Source organism: Pseudomonas sp. PVC-3-1 (assembly GCF_057444315.1).
Map to the genome: position 1 here is coordinate 884,979 of NZ_CM172023.1, position 17,708 is coordinate 902,686.

Annotated in this window: 21 protein-coding genes; 13 read left to right on the forward strand and 8 right to left on the reverse strand. The window is 65.9% G+C overall.

The window, feature by feature from the left end; all coding sequences use genetic code 11:
* Window positions 1-36: 36 nt before the first annotated feature.
* The 6 genes from AC2T4A_RS04265 to AC2T4A_RS04290 all read left to right on the forward strand — a co-directional run bounded on the left by AC2T4A_RS04265 (window position 37) and on the right by AC2T4A_RS04290 (window position 5,607).
* Window positions 37-2,142 (forward strand): DUF6311 domain-containing protein, encoded by a 2,106-nt coding sequence (locus AC2T4A_RS04265; protein WP_486742782.1) that lies wholly within the window; start codon window positions 37-39, stop codon window positions 2,140-2,142.
* A 115-nt stretch (window positions 2,143-2,257) separates the two neighbouring features.
* Complete coding sequence (locus AC2T4A_RS04270; RefSeq protein ID WP_416744014.1) at window positions 2,258-2,464, forward strand: DUF1127 domain-containing protein; 207 nt, start codon at window positions 2,258-2,260, stop codon at window positions 2,462-2,464.
* A gap of 93 nt (window positions 2,465-2,557) precedes the next feature.
* Window positions 2,558-2,878 (forward strand): DUF2388 domain-containing protein, encoded by a 321-nt coding sequence (locus AC2T4A_RS04275; protein ID WP_478376885.1) that lies wholly within the window; start codon window positions 2,558-2,560, stop codon window positions 2,876-2,878.
* Window positions 2,879-2,985: 107 nt separating this feature from the next.
* Window positions 2,986-3,279, forward strand: a complete 294-nt coding sequence (locus tag AC2T4A_RS04280; protein WP_486742783.1) for a DUF2388 domain-containing protein — start codon at window positions 2,986-2,988, stop codon at window positions 3,277-3,279.
* Between the two features lie 37 nt (window positions 3,280-3,316).
* Complete coding sequence (locus tag AC2T4A_RS04285) at window positions 3,317-3,652, forward strand: DUF2388 domain-containing protein (RefSeq protein ID WP_416744017.1); 336 nt, start codon at window positions 3,317-3,319, stop codon at window positions 3,650-3,652.
* Window positions 3,649-5,607: a DUF7844 domain-containing protein gene (locus tag AC2T4A_RS04290; protein WP_486742784.1), complete on the forward strand. Its 1,959-nt coding sequence runs from the start codon at window positions 3,649-3,651 to the stop codon at window positions 5,605-5,607. Before AC2T4A_RS04285 ends, AC2T4A_RS04290 begins: the two co-directional genes overlap by 4 nt.
* Before the next feature lie 110 nt (window positions 5,608-5,717).
* Here the strand turns inward: AC2T4A_RS04290 and AC2T4A_RS04295 are convergent, their stop codons facing one another.
* The 4 genes from AC2T4A_RS04295 to speB form a co-directional block, all read right to left on the reverse strand.
* Complete coding sequence (locus AC2T4A_RS04295) at window positions 5,718-6,119, reverse strand: GFA family protein (protein WP_478376887.1); 402 nt, start codon at window positions 6,117-6,119, stop codon at window positions 5,718-5,720.
* Between the two features lie 15 nt (window positions 6,120-6,134).
* Entirely contained in the window at window positions 6,135-6,854 is a 720-nt protein-coding gene (locus AC2T4A_RS04300; RefSeq protein WP_486743648.1) for a phytanoyl-CoA dioxygenase family protein, read from the reverse strand.
* Entirely contained in the window at window positions 6,854-7,777 is a 924-nt protein-coding gene (locus tag AC2T4A_RS04305; protein WP_486742785.1) for a LysR family transcriptional regulator, read from the reverse strand. The genes AC2T4A_RS04300 and AC2T4A_RS04305 overlap by 1 nt, the downstream gene beginning before the upstream one ends.
* Before the next feature lie 75 nt (window positions 7,778-7,852).
* On the reverse strand, window positions 7,853-8,809 hold the full coding sequence (gene speB, locus AC2T4A_RS04310) for an agmatinase (protein WP_416744023.1): 957 nt from the start codon (window positions 8,807-8,809) through the stop codon (window positions 7,853-7,855).
* 336 nt (window positions 8,810-9,145) lie between these two features.
* On the opposite strand from speB, the gene AC2T4A_RS04315 reads away from it, so the two are divergent.
* Together AC2T4A_RS04315 and AC2T4A_RS04320 are read left to right on the forward strand one after the other, a co-directional pair.
* Window positions 9,146-9,373, forward strand: a complete 228-nt coding sequence (locus AC2T4A_RS04315) for a CopG family ribbon-helix-helix protein (RefSeq protein ID WP_045213580.1) — start codon at window positions 9,146-9,148, stop codon at window positions 9,371-9,373.
* Entirely contained in the window at window positions 9,370-9,651 is a 282-nt protein-coding gene (locus AC2T4A_RS04320; RefSeq protein WP_416744025.1) for a type II toxin-antitoxin system RelE/ParE family toxin, read from the forward strand. The genes AC2T4A_RS04315 and AC2T4A_RS04320 overlap by 4 nt, the downstream gene beginning before the upstream one ends.
* 245 nt (window positions 9,652-9,896) lie before the next feature.
* Here AC2T4A_RS04320 and AC2T4A_RS04325 read toward each other — a convergent pair whose 3' ends face one another.
* A complete protein-coding gene (locus AC2T4A_RS04325) occupies window positions 9,897-10,184 on the reverse strand; it encodes a DUF2218 domain-containing protein (RefSeq protein ID WP_486742786.1) in 288 nt (95 codons plus the stop codon).
* Window positions 10,185-10,281: 97 nt separating this feature from the next.
* Between AC2T4A_RS04325 and AC2T4A_RS04330 the strand changes: the two genes are divergently transcribed.
* Window positions 10,282-11,199, forward strand: a complete 918-nt coding sequence (locus AC2T4A_RS04330) for a LysR family transcriptional regulator (protein WP_486742787.1) — start codon at window positions 10,282-10,284, stop codon at window positions 11,197-11,199.
* Between the two features lie 43 nt (window positions 11,200-11,242).
* The gene (locus AC2T4A_RS04335) at window positions 11,243-11,698 is read left to right on the forward strand and encodes a GNAT family N-acetyltransferase (RefSeq protein ID WP_486742788.1); all 456 of its coding nucleotides are present in this window, start codon (window positions 11,243-11,245) and stop codon (window positions 11,696-11,698) included.
* 1 nt (window position 11,699) lies between these two features.
* On the opposite strand, the gene AC2T4A_RS04340 is transcribed toward AC2T4A_RS04335, so the two are convergent.
* A complete protein-coding gene (locus tag AC2T4A_RS04340) occupies window positions 11,700-12,728 on the reverse strand; it encodes a helix-turn-helix domain-containing protein (protein WP_486742789.1) in 1,029 nt (342 codons plus the stop codon).
* A 64-nt stretch (window positions 12,729-12,792) separates the two neighbouring features.
* Window positions 12,793-13,743, reverse strand: coding sequence for an alpha/beta fold hydrolase (locus AC2T4A_RS04345; protein ID WP_486742790.1), 951 nt, complete (start codon window positions 13,741-13,743; stop codon window positions 12,793-12,795).
* Between the two features lie 202 nt (window positions 13,744-13,945).
* On the opposite strand from AC2T4A_RS04345, the gene AC2T4A_RS04350 reads away from it, so the two are divergent.
* The gene (locus tag AC2T4A_RS04350; RefSeq protein WP_486742791.1) at window positions 13,946-14,869 is read left to right on the forward strand and encodes a LysR family transcriptional regulator; all 924 of its coding nucleotides are present in this window, start codon (window positions 13,946-13,948) and stop codon (window positions 14,867-14,869) included.
* An 85-nt stretch (window positions 14,870-14,954) separates the two neighbouring features.
* Complete coding sequence (locus AC2T4A_RS04355; protein WP_486742792.1) at window positions 14,955-15,248, forward strand: hypothetical protein; 294 nt, start codon at window positions 14,955-14,957, stop codon at window positions 15,246-15,248.
* 483 nt (window positions 15,249-15,731) lie between these two features.
* Here AC2T4A_RS04355 and AC2T4A_RS04360 read toward each other — a convergent pair whose 3' ends face one another.
* The gene (locus AC2T4A_RS04360) at window positions 15,732-16,655 is read right to left on the reverse strand and encodes a LysR family transcriptional regulator (RefSeq protein ID WP_478376895.1); all 924 of its coding nucleotides are present in this window, start codon (window positions 16,653-16,655) and stop codon (window positions 15,732-15,734) included.
* 96 nt (window positions 16,656-16,751) lie between these two features.
* Here AC2T4A_RS04360 and AC2T4A_RS04365 point away from each other — a divergent pair, with 96 nt between their 5' ends.
* Window positions 16,752-17,591 (forward strand): AraC family transcriptional regulator, encoded by an 840-nt coding sequence (locus AC2T4A_RS04365; protein ID WP_486742793.1) that lies wholly within the window; start codon window positions 16,752-16,754, stop codon window positions 17,589-17,591.
* Window positions 17,592-17,708: the final 117 nt, after the last annotated feature.

Sequence of the window (17,708 nt, forward strand, 5' to 3'; positions counted from 1 at the left end):
ACCCCAAAAACAACAAAAAACGGAGCTTACACAGCCATGATGGCGCCGACTAACATCCGTTCGTCGCTCTGGATTCCAGTCCTGCTGGGTACTGCGTTATTCATCGCGCTGGGTGGCCTTTCAGTGTTGCCGACCTCCAGCATTGGCTGGCTCATGCGCGGCCTGCTGGACCCACCGAGCAACCTGCTGGGCTGGGAATTCTTCCGCGAAACACCATTTCTGCAGTTCCCGCTGGGCGCCAACCCGCGTTACGGCATGGAGATGGGCAGCTCCATCGTCTTTTCCGATTCCCTGCCGCTCTTCGCACTACCGTTCAAGTTGCTGGGGCCATGGCTGCCGGACACCTTCCAGTACTTCGGCCTATGGATGCTGCTTTGCATGGTCATGCAGGCAGTCTTCGCCTACCTGACCCTGTCGCACTTCACCAAGGACAAGCGCCTGCTCACTCTGGGCACACTCCTGCTCCTACTGCTGCCTCCCTATCTGATACGTTTCGCCTTCCACCTGGCGCTCGGCGGGCAATGGCTGCTGCTCGGAGGTCTTTACCTCTACTTTGCGCAACGCTACCGCGCCGGCTTATGGCTGGTGATGCTGGCACTGGCAACTCAGATCCACGCCTACCTACTGGTGATGCTGGCGGCTATCTGGGGCGCCGATCTCCTGCAACGCCTGGCGAAACGCGAGTTGAAATTGGGGCAGTGCGTGGCGCATGGAGTGGTCGGCAGCGCAATGGTCCTGCTGCTCATGTGGCTACTGGGCTACTTCATGCTGGGGCCAACACCAGTAGCACCCGGCCAGTACGGGCGCATGAACCTGTTCTCACTAGTGGACTCTCGTGGCGACTGGTCACAGCTTCTACCGGCGCTCAAGCGAGCGGAAGGCATGGAAGGCTTCCTCGACAACGATGGCTTCGCCTACATGGGCGTCGGCATGCTTGCCCTACTGACAATATCCGCCGTATTGACAGCTTTACCGCGCACTGAGGGACCTAGCGAACGGCCGTACCTTCGATGGCCACTCGTGCTGATGAGCGTGCTGATGGTGTCGATTTCACTGACCAACACGCTGAGTGCAGGCCCCTATGTAGTTACCTGGGTCGAGCTGCCTGCCTGGGCAGAACGGGTCTATCAGGTGTTCCGCTCTCCCGGTCGGATGATCTGGCCGGTCTTCTACCTGCTGGCCGTCGCGACCATTGCCGTCATCTGCACCCGTACCCGCCCCCGTGCTGCCTTCCTGCTGCTGACCGTGGCCGCCTCGGTACAGCTCTACGATCTATCCAAAGGCCTTCAGGGCATGCGCCAGTACTTCCAACAGGAAGCCGGCTGGACCAGTCCCCTGATATCCCCGATGTGGGGGAGTCTGGGCAAGCGTTACCAGCGCATCCTTTTCGCCTACCCAACTCACGTTCCAGCCGATTTTATTTCGCTATCGGACTTTGCCTTGCATCACGGCATGTCGATCAACTCAGGCAACTTTGCGCGTTCCGACCTCCAGGCCCAGACGCGCGCGCGTACACGTCTGGCTGAACAGGTAGCTAGCGGAAATTACGATCCCGACGCGATCTACGTATTCAATGAACCCGAACTGTGGGATCAAGCCATTCGCACGCTGAAAAATGGTGCGATCGCCGGCGAACTGGATGGCATAAAGCTGGTCATCCCGGACCTCCAAAGCTGCGCCGGATGCCGCACAACGGATTTCAAGACCTTACGCTGGGGCGATTGGCCGGCCTCACGTTTGCCAACAATCATCGGCCATCTGCGAGAAGATCGCCTGGTGGCGCCCACTGGAGCCGCGGGATACCTCAGCTATGGTCCGTATACCCGGATTCCGGCGGGCCGCTATCGATACCGGATCACCTACGCCGCTCCCGGGGAGTCGTCGCTGCGTCTAGGGACATGGGACATCGTCAGCAATGCAACCCAGTCCGCAGCCGTGCTCGCCCAAGGAGAATTGACAGGTACCGCCGGCAAGGAACGGACGATCGAGGGCCTCATCGAGCGCGACCAGGACAGTCTCAGCTGTGAAATACGCACACTCAGCAATGGCAACGGAGAACTCTCGCTGATTCGCATCCAATTGCAGCCTGAGGGGACGGATCAAAAACTCGCCCAGATACAGTCAACGCAAAAAACACCCTGACAGTCACCCGCCACCCGCAACTGTTACACCAAACCAACCGCTCGCTGCGGCTAACCAGCCATAGCGCGGCGGGGCATCCTGAACCTCCAAGTGTTGGACCCCAGGATGACCTGCCATGGAAAGCCATCTCGAAACCCAGGCGCAGCGCCCCGCATCAGGAATACGCCATTGCGCGGCATTGCTCGTGCGCGGACTGCGCCAATGGCACCAGAACGCCCGCACCCGCCGCCAGCTCGCCGAGCTCACCAGCCTGCAGCTGGCCGACCTGGGCATCAGCCCCAGCGAGCGCGTAAGAGAAATCTCGAAACCATTCTGGCGCTGAGCGCTGGTGACGCCGATCAGTCTTGGCTAGTCTGACCACAGTTAGAGTGGCCGCCCCGGCCACCTTTTGTTTGGTCTTATCCGGAGCCACGCCATGAAGAACAGCCTTCGCCTGATCGCCGCCGCCGCCCTGATCGGCTGCACCACCGGTGCTTTCGCCACCAGCTTCGTCTACACCACCGACCTGTCGGTGCGCGCTACCGGCGCCACGTCCGATGGCACCTCGGACCTGAGCAACTCCTTCAAGGACGACAAGATCGTCCTCGAAGCCCGTGACGACGCGGCCACTTTCGTTGCCAGCCAGGGCCAGATCCGTGGCGCCCACCTGGAAGCTGCCCTTGCCCACATCCGCAGCAAGCTGCCGACCCTGGCCGCCAATGACCAGCAACTGGCCCAGGCCATCCTGACCATCTGATCCGCTGCATCCTGCCGCGCCGGGCGCTCCGCCCGGCGCTCTGCGCTGGCTCTCCTGCGCGCATTCCGTTAGCCTTGTCGGTCGTACTTTTCCGATCGTCCGAGCCCATGCGTACCCTGCTGTTGCTACTGCCGCTGCTGACCTGTTCCCTGCCCGCCCAGGCATTCGACCAGACGACCCAGTTCCCGGTAGCGACCAGTTACGCCACCAGCAAGGTCACCAGCGCGCCCTTCGACAACAAGCTGCTGCGCGGCGCCCGCGACGACGCGGCGCAGTTCGTTGCCACCGGCGGTGCCTTGCGCGGAGCCCGCCTGGAAGCTGCGCTGCGCTGGCTGCGCCAGGAATATCCGGCGCTGGCGGCGAACGATCGGGAACTGGCCGAAGCCATTCTTGCCAAATAAGTCGTGAGCAGCTCCCGCTGCCCTTTCGGAGACATCCATGCGCCTCAGCTCGCTTTCCAAGAGCCCCCTGATCCTCGGCCTGCTGCTCGCCGCCTGCGCGTCCACCGCCCAGGCCCAATCGGTGGTCCGCGTATTCAACATCACCACCAACGCGTTCGCCCGCAGCATCGACTTCACCTCGGACACCACCACCTCCGTGCGTGACATGAAGGTCGTCCGCGAAGCCCGCGACGATGCCGCCAGCTACGTCGGCAGCGACGGCGCGATCCGTGGCGCCCAGCTGGAAGCCGCGTTCACGGTCCTGCGCGAGCAGGTGCCGCAGGCGCGCGAAGCCTCCGACCAGGACCTGGCTGAAGCCATCCTCGCTCTGTGAGACTCCGGGCTGGCCGCTGGCTGGCGGCCCTGGCACTGTTGGTCGCCGCCAGCAGCCACGCCTCGCTCCGCCTGGAGCTGGACGCCGACGGCCTGACCGCCGCCCAGCGCCAGGCCAGCCAGCAGCTGCTCGACGAAGCCCTGCACACCCTGCCGGACAGCTTCGTGCAGCGCCTGGACCGCAGCGTGCAGGTGCAGTGGCGCGACGACCTGCCCAGCAATGGCATGGGCCGGACCCTGCGTCCCGGCGCCATTGCCCTGAATACCCGCTATCTCGGCCCGCTCACCGACGGCAGCGCGGCCACCGAGCAGACCGGTCGTACCCACGGCACCCTGCGCCGCGAACTGCTGGCCACCCTCCTCCATGAACTGACCCACCTCTACGACCGCGCGCGCCTCTGGCAGACCGACGAAGGCCGGGTGATCCGTCGCTGTACGATGCGCGACAAAAGCCTCGGCCGCGTTGGCGCGCCGGACGAATGCCGTGGCCAGACGGGTCGCCGCTTCACCCTGTCCGACGACCCGCGCCTGCTCGACCTAGCTGGCTGGCCGCAGTACGCCGGCAAGCATGGTGAACGCGAGCAGCACAATCGCTTCCTGCTGCGCAGCCCGGACAAGTACGAACTCACCAACCCGCGCGAGTACGTCGCGGTGAACATGGAGTACTTCCTCCTCGACCGCAGCTTCGCCTGCCGGCGCCCGGCGCTGTACCGCTACTACGCGGCGCGCTTCGGCGAGCGTCCGCATGACGAATGTTCTGCCAGCTATGCGTACCTCAACGCCGGCCGCGATTTCGGCCGCCAGCCGCTGGGCTACCTCGATCCGGAACGCGTCTACGAAGTCGACTACCTGATTGCCGAGGCCAACACCGAGATCGCCAGCCGCTGGGGCCACACCATGCTGCGCCTGGTGGTCTGTGCGCCGGGGCGCCCGCGCGGCCCGGCCTGCCGCCTGGACCTCGACCAGCACCTGGTGCTGTCCTACCGCGCTTTCGTCGGCGACCTGCAGCTTTCCAGCTGGGACGGCCTGACCGGCGCCTACCCGTCGCGCCTGTTCGTGCTGCCGCTGTCCCAGGTGATCGAGGAGTACACCAAGGTCGAGCTGCGCAGCCTCGCGTCCATACCGCTCAAGCTCAGCCGCGATGAAGTCGCCAGCCTGGTGGAGCGCTCGGCGCAGAGCCACTGGAGCTACGACGGCAACTATTACTTCCTGTCCAACAACTGCGCGGTGGAGACGCTCAAGCTGCTGCGCAGCGGCATCGGGCGCCAGAGCCTGCAGACCATGGACAGCATCACGCCCTATGGCGTGCTCGGCCTGCTGGAGAACAAGGGCATCGCCGACGCCAGCGTGCTGGACAACCCCAAGGAAGCCCTGCGCCTGGGCTATCGCTTCGACTCCTTCCGCGACCGCTACCAGGCCATGTTCGATGTGCTGAAGAAGCGCATGAACGTTCCGCAGGACAAGGTGGAGGACTGGCTCGCCCTCCCCGCCGTCGAACGCCGCCCCTGGTTCGACAAGGCCGACCTGCGCTCCAGCGCTGCCTTGCTGCTGCTCGAGCAGGCTTCGCTGCGCCGCCAGCTGTTGCTGGCCCAGGACGAGCTCAAGCGCCTGTACCTGAGCAACCCGGACGCCATGAAGAGCAAGCCGGACCTCGCGGCGGCCGGCAAGACGCTGCAGCAGATCCTCGACGACAGCGGCTTCCTCAGCCGCCCCGCCGAGCTGCTCGACGGCGGCTACGGCCTGCCCCAGGCGCCGGAGACGGCAACCCTGGAGAAGCAGACGCAGCAGCGCCAGCAACGCCTGCGCCAGCTCAGCGACAACCTCGACCGCGAAGTCCGCGCCCTGCTCACTCCGGAACGTCGTGACGAGCTGGCCGCACTGGAAGCCAACACCAAGCAGATCGGCGCGCACCTGCGCGAGCTGCACAAGGCGTCGGGCGGTCTCGAGCTGCCCTGACAGCCGCTGGATAGCCCGTTCGCGAGCAAGCTCGCTCCTACGAAGAGCAACAAAGCGCTACCTGTAGGAGCGAGCTTGCTCGCGAACCGAACCGAACCGAACTGCGAACCCTAGAGCTTCTCCTCCCACTCCTCTTCCAACTGCTCATCCAGGTGAATCCACGGCAGGCGGCTGTTCACCCAGATATGCCGGTTCGGCACGACGCTGGCCACTTCATCCAGGGTCGCGGTGGTGATATCCAGCGTGTCCGGCGCCTGGTCGGTGAACAGGGCCAGCTGGGCACCACAGTTACGGCAGAAGTAGCGCACGCACGGCGGTGAAGAGCGGTACTCGGCAGGCTTGCCGAGGGTCCAGCGAAAGCTCGTCAGCGGTACCGTGACCCAGGTGGTGACGATGCCGCCGGTGGTGCGCCGACAGATCGAGCAATGGCAATGGGCGACGTCCGTCAGCGTCGCATCGCACTCATAGCGCAACTGGCCACAATGGCAGCCGCCAGCATGAACAGCATTCATCGGTGATCCTCCCAGTCAGTCGTACTCGGCCGCCTCGTGGTCGCCCAGCAGCCGCCGCTGTCGCGGTGTGCAGGCGGCGAGCACCGCGGGGTTGAAGGCCCAGTCCAGGTAGGGCGAGAACTTCTGCGCAACCATCCTGCGCCCATAGTGCACCTGCAGCAGATAACGCGTTCGCTCGCTCAAGTTGCGGCTGCCGGCGTGCCACAGGTCGCTGCGAAACAGCAGGCAGTCGCCTGCCAAACACAGCACCGGCTCGGCCGCCCTGCCCGCCCATTCGCGCTCGTCCGGCGCCGGTGCGCGGCCGGCACTCTGGCTGCCGGGGATCACCCAGGTCGGGCACAACGCCTCGTCGATCTCGTCCAGGTAGATCTGCGCCGTGCAGATGAACATCGGCAGGTCGACTGCCAAGCCCGGTAGCGTGAGCGGCAGGTAATCCTGGTGCATCTCGGCGCCGATGAAGCCGGGATGGCAGCGCCAGGCGGTCTGGCCTATCACGTGGCAGTCCGCGCCCAGCGCCACCTCCGCCAGCTCTATCAGGCCCGGAGGATCGAGATAGGGCAGCCAGCGCGGCGAGCGGTTGAACACGCATTTGTAGTGATCCACCAGCCCTTCATAGTCCCAGTGCAGCGGCTCAAGGCCATCGATCAACTCGCGCACTTCGGCCACCTGTGGCGCGCTCAACAGGCCGCGCAGCAGGACGAAACCGTCCTCATGCAGTGCCCGCAGGGCGTCGATCACGCCGGTTCCCCGCTGCCCAGTTCGAGCTGGGCGCGCTCCAGGGCGTCGATAAACGCGCCCAGCACTTCGCTCGGCTCGGCGCCCTGCCGGGTCACGTAGTGGAATTCGGAGATATAGGCCAGCTGCGCCGGTCGAATCGCCCGCAAGCGATCCTGGGCCACCCACTGCGCGGCGTAGTGCGTGGGCAGATAGCCGATGAACGTGCCGCTGAACACCAGGTTGGCGATGGCTTCCATGGTGTAGGCGTTGGTGGCGCGGCTGAACACCAGCCCGTGCGGGCGACGGCTCTCGGTCATGTAGCCACGCCCGATGTATTGGGCAGCGCAGATCTGCTCCAGGGAAGGCTCGCCCTCGGCAGCATCGAAGAACGGATGCCCCGGAGCGCAGTAGAGGTTCTGCTCCTCGCGGAACAGCAGTTGGTAACGCAGGCCGGACAGCCGATGATGGAAGGCACCGATCGTCAGTTGCAGGCGCTCCTCCAGCACCGCGTTCTCCAGCTCGTCCGGGCGCTGGGTGTGCAGGTTCAGCCGTACCCGCGGATGACGCTCACGGAACAGGCGGATGGCCAGCGGCATCGGCCAGCAGTGCTGGCCAAGCACACCGTCAACGCAGCCCAGGTGCAGCACCTCGCGGTCGCGGCCGCCCAGGCCCGTCACCTGCTCGCGGAAGCGCTCGATGTCGACGAACAGCCCGAGCGCCGCCTCATAGAGTTGCTGCCCTTCCTCGGTGACCTGGAAGCCACTGCTGCCGCGCCGGCACAGTGAATAGCCCAGGCGCAGCTCGAGGTCGCGCACCAGCACGCTCAGCCGCGACAGGCTGGTGTTCAGGCGCACCTGGGCAGCGGTGAAGCCGCCCGCCTCGACGATGGTGCAGAAGGTGCGCAGCAGGCGCAGGTCGATATCGGAAAGATTGCCCAGCATGGGAGTTCTCGCGGCGGTGGGCGTTGGCCCTTCGTTATAGCGCTGTGCGCACCGCCCCGTGAACCCCCGGGGCAGTCAACGGCGCGTGGCGATGGAGTCGGCCAGGACGCAGAGCAACTCGAACATCATGGTGGCGCCCACGAGGGCGGTCGCCCCACCCTGATCGAACGGCGGCGAGACTTCCACCACGTCGGCGCCAATCAGGTTCAGCCCCTGGAGACCTCGGATCAGGTGCTGCGCCTGCAGCGTTGTCATGCCGCCGATTTCCGGCGTGCCGGTGCCGGGAGCGAAGGCCGGGTCGAGCACATCGACATCGAAGGTGACATAGGTCGGCCCCTGTCCCACGACCCGGCGCACTTCGGCGAGCGTGGCTTCGACGCCCAGATCGGCGAACTCTTCCATGTGGATCACACGGATGCCGCACTCCTGAGCGAAGGCCTCGTCGTCGGCATCATAGATCGAGCCACGAATGCCAATCTGCACGGTGCGCTTCGGGTCCAGCAGGCCTTCCTCGATGGCGCGGCGGAAGGGCGTGCCGTGGGTGTAGGGGTTGTCGCCGAAGTAACGGTCGTTGGTGTCGGAATGGGCGTCGAAATGCACCATTCCTATGGGGCGCTCGGCGGCCAGCGCACGGAAGATCGGCAGGGTCACCAGGTGATCGCCACCCACCGACAATGGGACGGTGCCCGCGGCGTGGATGCGCCGGTAGAAGCCCTCGATCTGCTTGAGGGAATCCAGCAGGTCGATGGGGTTAACCGGGGCATCGCCAATGTCACCGATGCGTACCAGGTCGTAGGGCGCGATGTGGCTGACGTGGTGCACCTTGCGCATCAGGCTCGACTGGTTGCGCACCTCGCGCGGGCCATGACGGGCGCCAGCGCGGTTGGTGGTGCCGCCATCCCAGGGCACGCCGAGCAGGGCAATGTCCAGCTGCGCCGGGTCTTCGAAGATCGGCAGGCGCATGAAACTGGGAATACCGGCGAAGCGCGGGATGAGGGCGGCATCTAGAGGCTGCGGGAAGTCATGGGGCATGGAGCGTCTCCTGTCGGTTCGCGGTTCAGTCGACCTGCGCCGGCAGGCTGGTCAGCGGGCCGCAGGCGAAGGGGTTTTGGCGAGCATCGCAGTGGCTCTTTTTGCTGCCATCTGCATTCAGGCCGTCGCCCCGCCAGCCTGATGCGCCTCGCCCCGTCAACAAATCCCCGAAGCCGGAAGCCAACTTTCGCCGCCGCGAAAGTGCCGCCCAGGCCCGCTCCCGGCGGGCTTTCCAGGCTTTCACGGGAAAAACTTCTGACTCTCCAAGTGCTTGATTCGTATACGTATGTTATCGTTGTATACTGTGTATACAGCGTAAACGGAGCTGTTCAAAAAGTGACCACCGTTGTTTCGTTCCGCGCCGATGACGCCCTCGTGGCGGCGCTGGACCAACTGGCCCGCGCTACCCACCGGGACCGGCCGTACCACCTGCGCCAGGCCCTGGCGCAGTACCTGGAGCGCCAGAGCTGGCACGTGGCGGCCATCGATGAAGGCGTGGCGGATGCCGATGCCGGCCACCTGCTGGAGCACGCCGCCATCGAAGCCAAGTGGGGCCTGGCATGAGTCTGCAGTGGACGCACAAGGCCGCGGCAGACCTGGACGCCATCTACGACCACTACGTCGTGCTGATCGGCCCGGAGAAGGCGCTGCGGGCCATCCAGGACATCGTCGAGCAGGTAAGCCCGCTGGCGAATCTGGAGCAAAGCAGCAGCGGCATGCCCAGCGAGGTGCCCGGCGTGCGCGAATTGCCGGTCGAGCGCTGGCCGTATCAGGCCGCCTTTCGGGTAAAGGGACGTTCTGTACAGATTTTGCGCATCGATCGTGTGGATAACTCGGGGTAAAAGTGGCCACACGGTTACAAGATGTTTCAAAGCATTGACTTTTCTGTTTGATTAAAAATCAATCAAATGTACAGCTTTGAATCATCTGGTCGCTTTATCGACCCAGCTGTAATTCATGGATTTCCAGTGACCGACTAGAGCCTTAACGGTCACAAAATCTCAGCGACGCCTGGCGTTTTCCAGGCAACAAAAAACCCGGCCAAGGCCGGGTTTTTTCGTTTTTTGCGCTTTTTCCGTCAGCGCTGTCAGACGGCTTGCCAGTTCACCGGCAGCTGGCCTTCTTTCCAGGCGAAACGGTCGAGGTGGCTGACCACCACGTTCTGCAGGCGCTCCAGGCCTTCCGCGTCGGCAGACTCGGCGTCCAGCAGCAGCGCCTCGGGGGTGGCATGCAGGCGGCAGGTGCCAAATTCGAAGGGCAGCACGCCACGGTCTTCAGTCAGTTCGACCGGCAACTTGTGGGCGAAGTGGTTGCACAGGCGCTTGAGGTAGCGGGCGGCTTCGGGGGTAGGGACGGTGGCACGGCTCGAAGGCATCTTTTCTCTTCTCCATTTTGGGAGATGACATCCTAGGCGCCGGCAATCAAGGGAAAAACCCGCTATTTTGCCTTTCACTCTTTAGCGGAGCTTCACAATGGACAATCTTCGCGGCATGGCGGTGTTCGCCACCGTGGTCGCCCGCGGCTCCATGGCCGCTGCGGCCGAAGCGCTGGGCATGACGCCTTCGGCAGTCAGCCAGCAGATCCGCAAGCTCGAAGCCCACGCCCAGGTCACGCTGCTGCACCGCACTACCCGCAAGCTGACGCTGACCGAGGCCGGCGAAGCCTTCTATCGCAGCTGCGCGCAGATGCTCGCCATCGCCGAGGAAGCCGAGCAACGCCTGGGGGAATGGCGCGAGGCGCCGGTGGGTGAGTTGCGCCTGGCAGCGCCGGTCGGGTTCTCCGGCAAGCTGATCACCGAGGCGCTGCGCCCGCTGCTGGAGAATCACCGCCAACTGCGCCTGCAACTGTTCTTCCATGATGAGCAGATCGACCTGATCGAGCAGCGCATCGACCTCGCCATCCGCGTCGGCAGTCTTTCCGATTCCAGCCTGGTAGCGCGGCACCTGGCCGAGTGGAACAACGTCGTCTGTGCCGCTCCCGCCTACCTGCGTCGCATGCAGGCCATCGACCATCCGCAGCAGTTGCAGGGCATGGACTGGCTGTCGCTGAACACCGTCGCGCACCAGAGCTACCTGACCTTCAGCGGGCCGGGCGGGGAGAGCTGCAAGCTGCGGCTCGAGGCGCGCGTGGCCGCCAACAGCATGATTGCCCTGCGCCAGTTCACCCTCGACGGTCTCGGTGTTTCCGCCCAGCCGGAGCCGGAAGTCCGCGAGGCGCTGGAGGAGGGCAGGCTGGTGCGCCTGCTGCCGGAATGGTCGCTGCCGCCATTCGGCATCTACGCCGTCACCCCGCGCCGGGATGCCCAGCCGGCCAAGGTGAAGGTCGCCATCGACGCGCTGCGCCGGCACCTGGGTGGCTCGACCACGCTGCGCTTCCACGCGCCGGTCTGAGGCGCGCTACCATGGCCAACCTGATGATCGGAGTGAACACGACATGGCCCTGAACTGGACCTGCAAGCACCACCACGACCTGACCAAGGAAGAGCTCTACGCCATCCTGCAGCTGCGCACCGAAGTCTTCGTGGTGGAACAGAAATGCCCTTACCAGGAGGTCGATGGCCTGGACCTGGTCGGCGACACCTGCCACCTGATGGTGGAGGAGAATGGCCAGCTGATCGGCTACCTGCGCCTGCTGGACCCGCAGCGCCACGACGGCGACGTGGTGATCGGCCGCGTGGTGATCGCCCCGCAGGGACGCGGCACCGGCCTCGGCCATCAGTTGATGGAGCAGGCATTGCAGGCCATCGCCCAGCGCTGGGCGGGCCTGCCGATCTACCTCTCGGCCCAGGCGCACCTGCAGGGTTACTACGGTCGCTACGGCTTCACGCCGGTGACCGAGGTCTACCTGGAAGACGACATCCCGCACATCGGCATGCGCCGCAGCCCCTGACTCAGCGCGGCAGGCTTTCGCGCCAGGCGCCCGGGCTGGTGCCGTACCAGCGGCCGAAGGCACGGGAGAAACTCTGCAGATCGCCGTAACCGAGCTGGTCGGTGATTTGCGCCAGCGACAGCGCCGACTGCTCCAGCAGATCCAGCGCCCGGTAGCGGCGCTGCTCATCCAGCAGTTCGCTGTAGCGCCAGCCATGGCTGAGCAGCCGCCGCGCGGCGGTGCGTTCGGTGAGGTGGCGCGCCTCGCAGAAGGACTGGAAGCTCGCGCCCTGGGGCAGCTCACGGGCAACGTAGTCGGCGGCCTCGTCCAGCAGCGTGCGCTGGGTCTGGCTGCGCGCCTGGTCGAGCAGGCCGACCAGCGTGCCTTCGAGCTCCGGGTTCGGCGGCGACAATGGGCGGCGGAACAGATCCGGCGCCAGGCGCAACACGACCTCAGCCGCGCCCCAGCGCAGTGGCACACGCAGGGCCTGGTCGTAGGCTTGCAGCTCTCCAGGCTCGATGCCCGGCAAGTCGATGCCCAGCAGCGGGTCATGATCGATCCCGCTGGCCAGCAGCTTGCGCCGCAGCAGGCTGCAGATGCCCACCACGGTGTACTCGCGGCTCTGCCGGCCGGAGAGCAGGGCGCCGTGCTCGGTGAGCACCAGCGCGAGGCTGTCGCCTTCGGCGCGCAACTCGGCGCGCAACGAGCCGTTGAAGTAGGGGAAGTACTCGCAGAAATAGGCGCAGGCCAATTCCAGCGTGGGCGCCACGTCGAACAGGTAGGTCAGGCCATTGGTCAGCGTCGAGGCGAAGCGCTTGCCTGCCAGCAGGCCGATGGCCGCTTCACCGCTGGCCTGCTCGGCCAGGTCCCAGAAGCGGCGCGAGAGAAACAGCGGCACCCGTACCAGCGGCGTACGCAACTCCAGCAGGCTGCGGCGAAAACATGCCTCCAACTCGGCGCCAGCGATGCCGCGCGACAACAGCTCTTCCATCGCCGGCAGCAGGGTCGGCGCGTAGAAGGCGTTGGACGGATCGGCGGTGCGTGGGCTCATGGTGCGCGGCTCGGAAGGCTGGCCGGCCGACCTTACGCATTGCGCCGCGCGCCCACAAGCCGGATCAGGCTGTGTAATGACGGCCGAGGAAGTCCAGCAACAAGGCGTTGACCCGCTGCGGCTGCTGGCTCTGGATCCAGTGGCCGCAGTTCTCCAGCACGTGCTGTTCCAGGTTGGGCACATGCTCGGGCATGCGCTGCACGGTGTAGGCCTCGAAGCGCCCGACCGGGTCGCGGTCGCCGATCAGGAACAGCGTCGGCTGCTCGACCTTGCGTCCGGCCAGCGGCTCGGTGCGCTGCCAGGTGCGCTCGAAGTTGCGGTACCAGTTCAGCGCGCCATGGAAGCCGCGGCCCTCGAACGTCCGCACGTAGTGCTGGAAGTCCTCGGCGCTGCACCAGTCCGGGTGTTCAGGTGGGGGCGGCAGGCCGTCGAACAGGCGGCCTTCGGGCGGCTGGTCGGGCGCCAGGCGCACGTTGTCGCCGAGGAAGTGGCGCAGGCTGATGGCGATGTCCGCATCCAGCTCAGCCTCGGCGCGGCCGGGCTCCTGGAAGTAGAGGATGTAGAAGAACTTGCCGGCGAAGACTTCACGCATGATCTCCACCGCAGGGCGCTTGGCGCGGCCTGCGAAGGGCACCGAGAGCGTGGCGAGCACCTCGACACGCTGCGGCTCCAGCAGCGCCAGGTGCCACGCCACCGGCGCACCCCAGTCGTGGCCGACCATGGCCACGCGCTCGTGGCCCAGGGCGTCCATTGCCCCCTGGATATCCGCGCAGAGTGTCAGCACATCGTAGGCATCCACCTCGGCGGGCGCGCTGGTCTGGCCATAACCGCGCATCTCCGGGGCATACACCCGGTAGCCGGCAGCGGCGAGGGCGCGCATCTGGTGCTGCCAGGAATGCCAGCACTCGGGGAAACCGTGCAGGAGCCAGACCGGCTTGCCGCCTTCCGGGCCGCAGCTGTAGACGCTGAGCTGGATGTCGTTGACCGCCAGCAGCTGCTGTTCGAACTCATTCATGGCGCGCCCTCCCGCGAGTGGTGGCCTCCACTATGCCAAGCCCGGCGCCCATCGCCGAAGCGCATTCACCGGACGAATGCCGGCACCACGCCTGTCGGCGAAGCGTCGCGATGATCGGAAATTGTCCTGTAGGGCTGGCGGCGCGGGGCAGGGCGCTCACTAGCATGCGCCGCTCGTTTCAGCGCTCGCCGCGGTGCCCACCATGCTCGACCTTCGCCAACTGGACCTCAACCTGCTGCTGGCCTTCGACGCCATCTACCACCAGCGCAGCATCACTCGCGCCGCCGAGGTGATGGGCCTGACCCAACCGGCGATGAGCAACGCCCTGCGTCGCCTGCGCCTGCTGTGCGACGACCCGCTGTTCATCAAGACCCACCTGGGCGTGGCGCCGACGCTCGTGGCGCACCGGCTTTCCGGCTCGATCCGCGAGGCGCTGGACGCCCTGCGCGAAGCCCTGGCCCATACACCCGCCGCCCATGCTGCGCCCGTCGCACGCAGTCTGCGCATCAGTTGCCCGGAGGCGTTCCAGCCGCTGCTGCTGGAGGCGCTGCTGGAAGACCCCGGCATCGACTGGCAGCCACGCTTCTACCAGAGCCGCCGGCGCGATGCATTGCAGGAACTCACCGGCGGCAAGCTCGACCTGCTGATCGACATCGACCAACCGCTTTCCCGGCAAGCGGGCATCCGCAAGATTCCGCTACTCGGCGATCACTTCGTGTTTGCCCACGGCGCTGCTCTCGCGCAGCCGCCGCGCACCCTGGAGGAGTACCTGAAGGTGCCGCAGATCCAGGTATCCCAGCGCCGCGACGGCCTGGGGCCAGTGGACCTTGAGCTGGGCCTGCGCGGGCAGCGCCGACACATCGCGCTGACCCTGCAGAGCGCGCTGGCGGCGCGTCTGATCGCCGATCAGCGCCCCTACGGCCTGACCCTGCCCAGCCGCGTCGCGACGCAGCTGGGCCTATGCCAGAGCCCGCTGCCCATCGAGCAGCCGATCGCCATCGAGCTGTGCCTGTACGTGGAGAATCGCTACCGCTTCGAGCAGGCCATGGAGCGGGCGATTCGCCAGGTGCAGGTCGCGTTCGCCGGCCTGCCGAAACCGTCGCAACGGTCGGGTGCGCAGCGCTAGCCAATAACATCTGCCGTTTCCGTTCCGGCACGCGCAAACCCTGGATAATGTCCCATGGGTTTGCAGCCTTTGAGCAGGGAATTCCATGAGACGACCGCCCACCGCCAGCCTTTGCCCGGAACTCGATGCAATCCTGCGCGCGGAGCTGCGCGCTGGAAACCAGTTGGGCGAGGGGCCTGTGCTTACCGACTGGCCACAGCCCGGCTCGATCTACGCCGCCCTGCGCGACAGCCTGAAAACCCGCAAGCCCGGCACCACCGGCCCGGTGCGCCATTCGATCTGCCGCGATCCGCACTATGGCTGGAATGACGAGTGCTACTGCGAGCTGCATGGCGATCTGTTGGTCGCCAGTAGCACCCAACATCCCCAGGGAGCGTAGGAGCGGACTCCGTCCGCGATGGCCTGGTGCCGCGTGGTTCGCGAGCAAGCTCGCTCCTACAAGGAGCGCGCGGGGGCCTGGAGGAGCGAGGAGCACGCAAAAGCCCTGGACGTGGGAGCAGGCTGCGCTCGCGATGGCCCTGTGCCGCGCGGTTCGCGAGCAAGCTCGCTCCTACAAAGAGCGCGCGGGGGCCTGGAGGAGCGAGAAGCACGCAAATAAAGCACTGGGCGGAGGAGCAGACTGCATTCGCGGTGGCCCTATGCCGTGTGGTTCGCGAGCAAGCTCGCTCCTACAAGGAGCGTGCGGGGACCTGCAGGAGCGAGGAGCACGCTAAAGCCCTGGACGTGGGAGCAGGCTGCGCTCGCGATGGCCTGGTGCCGCGCGGTTCGCGAGCACGCTCGCTCCTACAAGGAGCGCGCGGGGGCCTGTAGGAGCGAGCTTGCTCGCGAAGCATCCCCGCTCCTGAATCGCCATCGCGCACTGCTAGGCTTTCGCCCCACGTGGCAGCCGCCGATCGGCCGCGTAGATCGCTTCCACCATCGCCTGGGCCGCCGGTGAAAGTCCGTAGCCGGCGCGGCTGACGATGCCGTAGTGCAGGCGTAATTCAGGACGATCCTGCGGGACGTCGGTGATCTGCAACAGAGCGATTTCGCCGCGCTGCACCGGGTCGTGCAAAGCCTCCACCGCGGCCAGGCCGACGGCGTCGGAGCGCGCGACGATGTGCAGGATGGCGGCGAACTGCGCGCACTCCACGTTCATGTGGAAATCCCGCTCGCCGATCACCTCGGCCAGCACCTTGCGCAGCGGCGGCGGGATGCGTGTGCCGACGCGCGGGTAGTCGAGCAGCTCGCCCAGTTTCAGCGTCGGGCGCAGGGCCAGTGGGTGACCGACACGGCAGAAGAAGCGGCCCGGGCGCAGGTCCATCCAACGCACCTGATAGTCCGGATTGCCGGCGAACTCGCGGGCGTCGCCGACGAAGAATTCCACCTGCTCTTCCTTGAGCAGTTGGGCCATCTGCAGCCAGTCTCCCATGAGGAAACCGACGTTTATGGCCGGGTGCGCGCGGATGAAATCCGCCATCGCCTCGGGCACCAGCAACTGGGCGGGGTAGGGGCCGCAGCCGAAGCGCAGCTCGCCGGCATTCAGGCCGTTGTACTGCTCCAGTTCATTGCGCAGCGAGCGCGTTCCGGCGAGCAGGCGGCGGGCGTGCTGAAGCACCAGTTGGCCCTGGCCGGTGAGGCGGAATTCACGGCTCTGGCGATCCACCAGCTCGCAGTCCAGGTCGCGCTCCAGAGTCTGGATGCTGCGGCTCAGCGCCGACTGGCTGAGGCCAATGGCGTCGGCGGCGCGCTGGAAGTTCTGGAAATCGGCGAGGGCGGCCAGGTGGCGGAGCTGTCTCAATTCCATCATGCATCCTGCGCATCAAAGTGTTGAGTCGAATGAATTTGATGGATAGCAGAGGGAGCTGATGTAGTAAACCGGTCGCCGCTCCGGTCCATCGCCATGTCCGTCCTGCTGTTCGCTTCCAGTGCCTTTGCCAGCACCATCCTGCTGCACGCCACCCGCCTTGGGCTGAGTGCCGGCGAGTTGCGGGCGCGCGCCGGGATCGCCGAGGCGTTGCTGGCGGACCACCGCGCCCGCGTTCCAGTCGAGCAGATGGAATCGCTCTGGCGCGAATGCGAGCGCGCCAGCGGCAACCCGCAGTTCGGTTGCGAGCTCGTCAACGGCATGGCCACTCACTGCCTGCAAGGGCTGAACATCCTGCTGGACTCGGCGCCCACCCTGGGCGCCAGCCTCGCGGCCTTCTGCGAGCACGTGCCGTCGGTGACCAATTGCGTGGAGGTAAGCCTGACGCAAGACGGCGATGCCACCCGGCTAACGCTCACGCCGGTGAGCCAGCAGCTGCATCACTTCGGGCTCGATGCGGCGGAGCTGACGCTGATCCGCAACATCGCCCGCCGCGTGGGCCGCTTGCCGCGCGCTACCTTCATCGAAGCCGGCATTGGCCCGCGTCAGCGTTGCGGCGAAGTGCTGACGCAATGGGGCGTGCCGTGGCGCACGAGCCATGCCCCGCACCTGGCGCTACCCACCGCGCTGCTGGATACGCCACTGGCCGGCGCCAACGAGTTCCTCTATCAGAGCCTGCGGCGCCAATGGTGCGGTACGCGGGAAGCCGGCGAGGGCGATGGCCTGAACCTGGCGCGCATCTGGCTGCGCTCCTCCGACCAGCCCATCGAACGCATTGCCGAGCGCATCGGCTATCGGCAGAGCGGCAACTTCATCCGCGCCTTCCGCAAGCGCTTCGGCATCACTCCCAAGCAGTTCCGCCTGGGGCATTCCTGAGGCGGCGAGGCGGCACCGGCGCAGCGCAGGATGATCGGTTTTTGTCTTTCCCGGCTTGCGGCCCAACGGCCCGCGCCCGGCAAGGTGGGCCCGCGGTACTACCCATCCGGAGCCCAT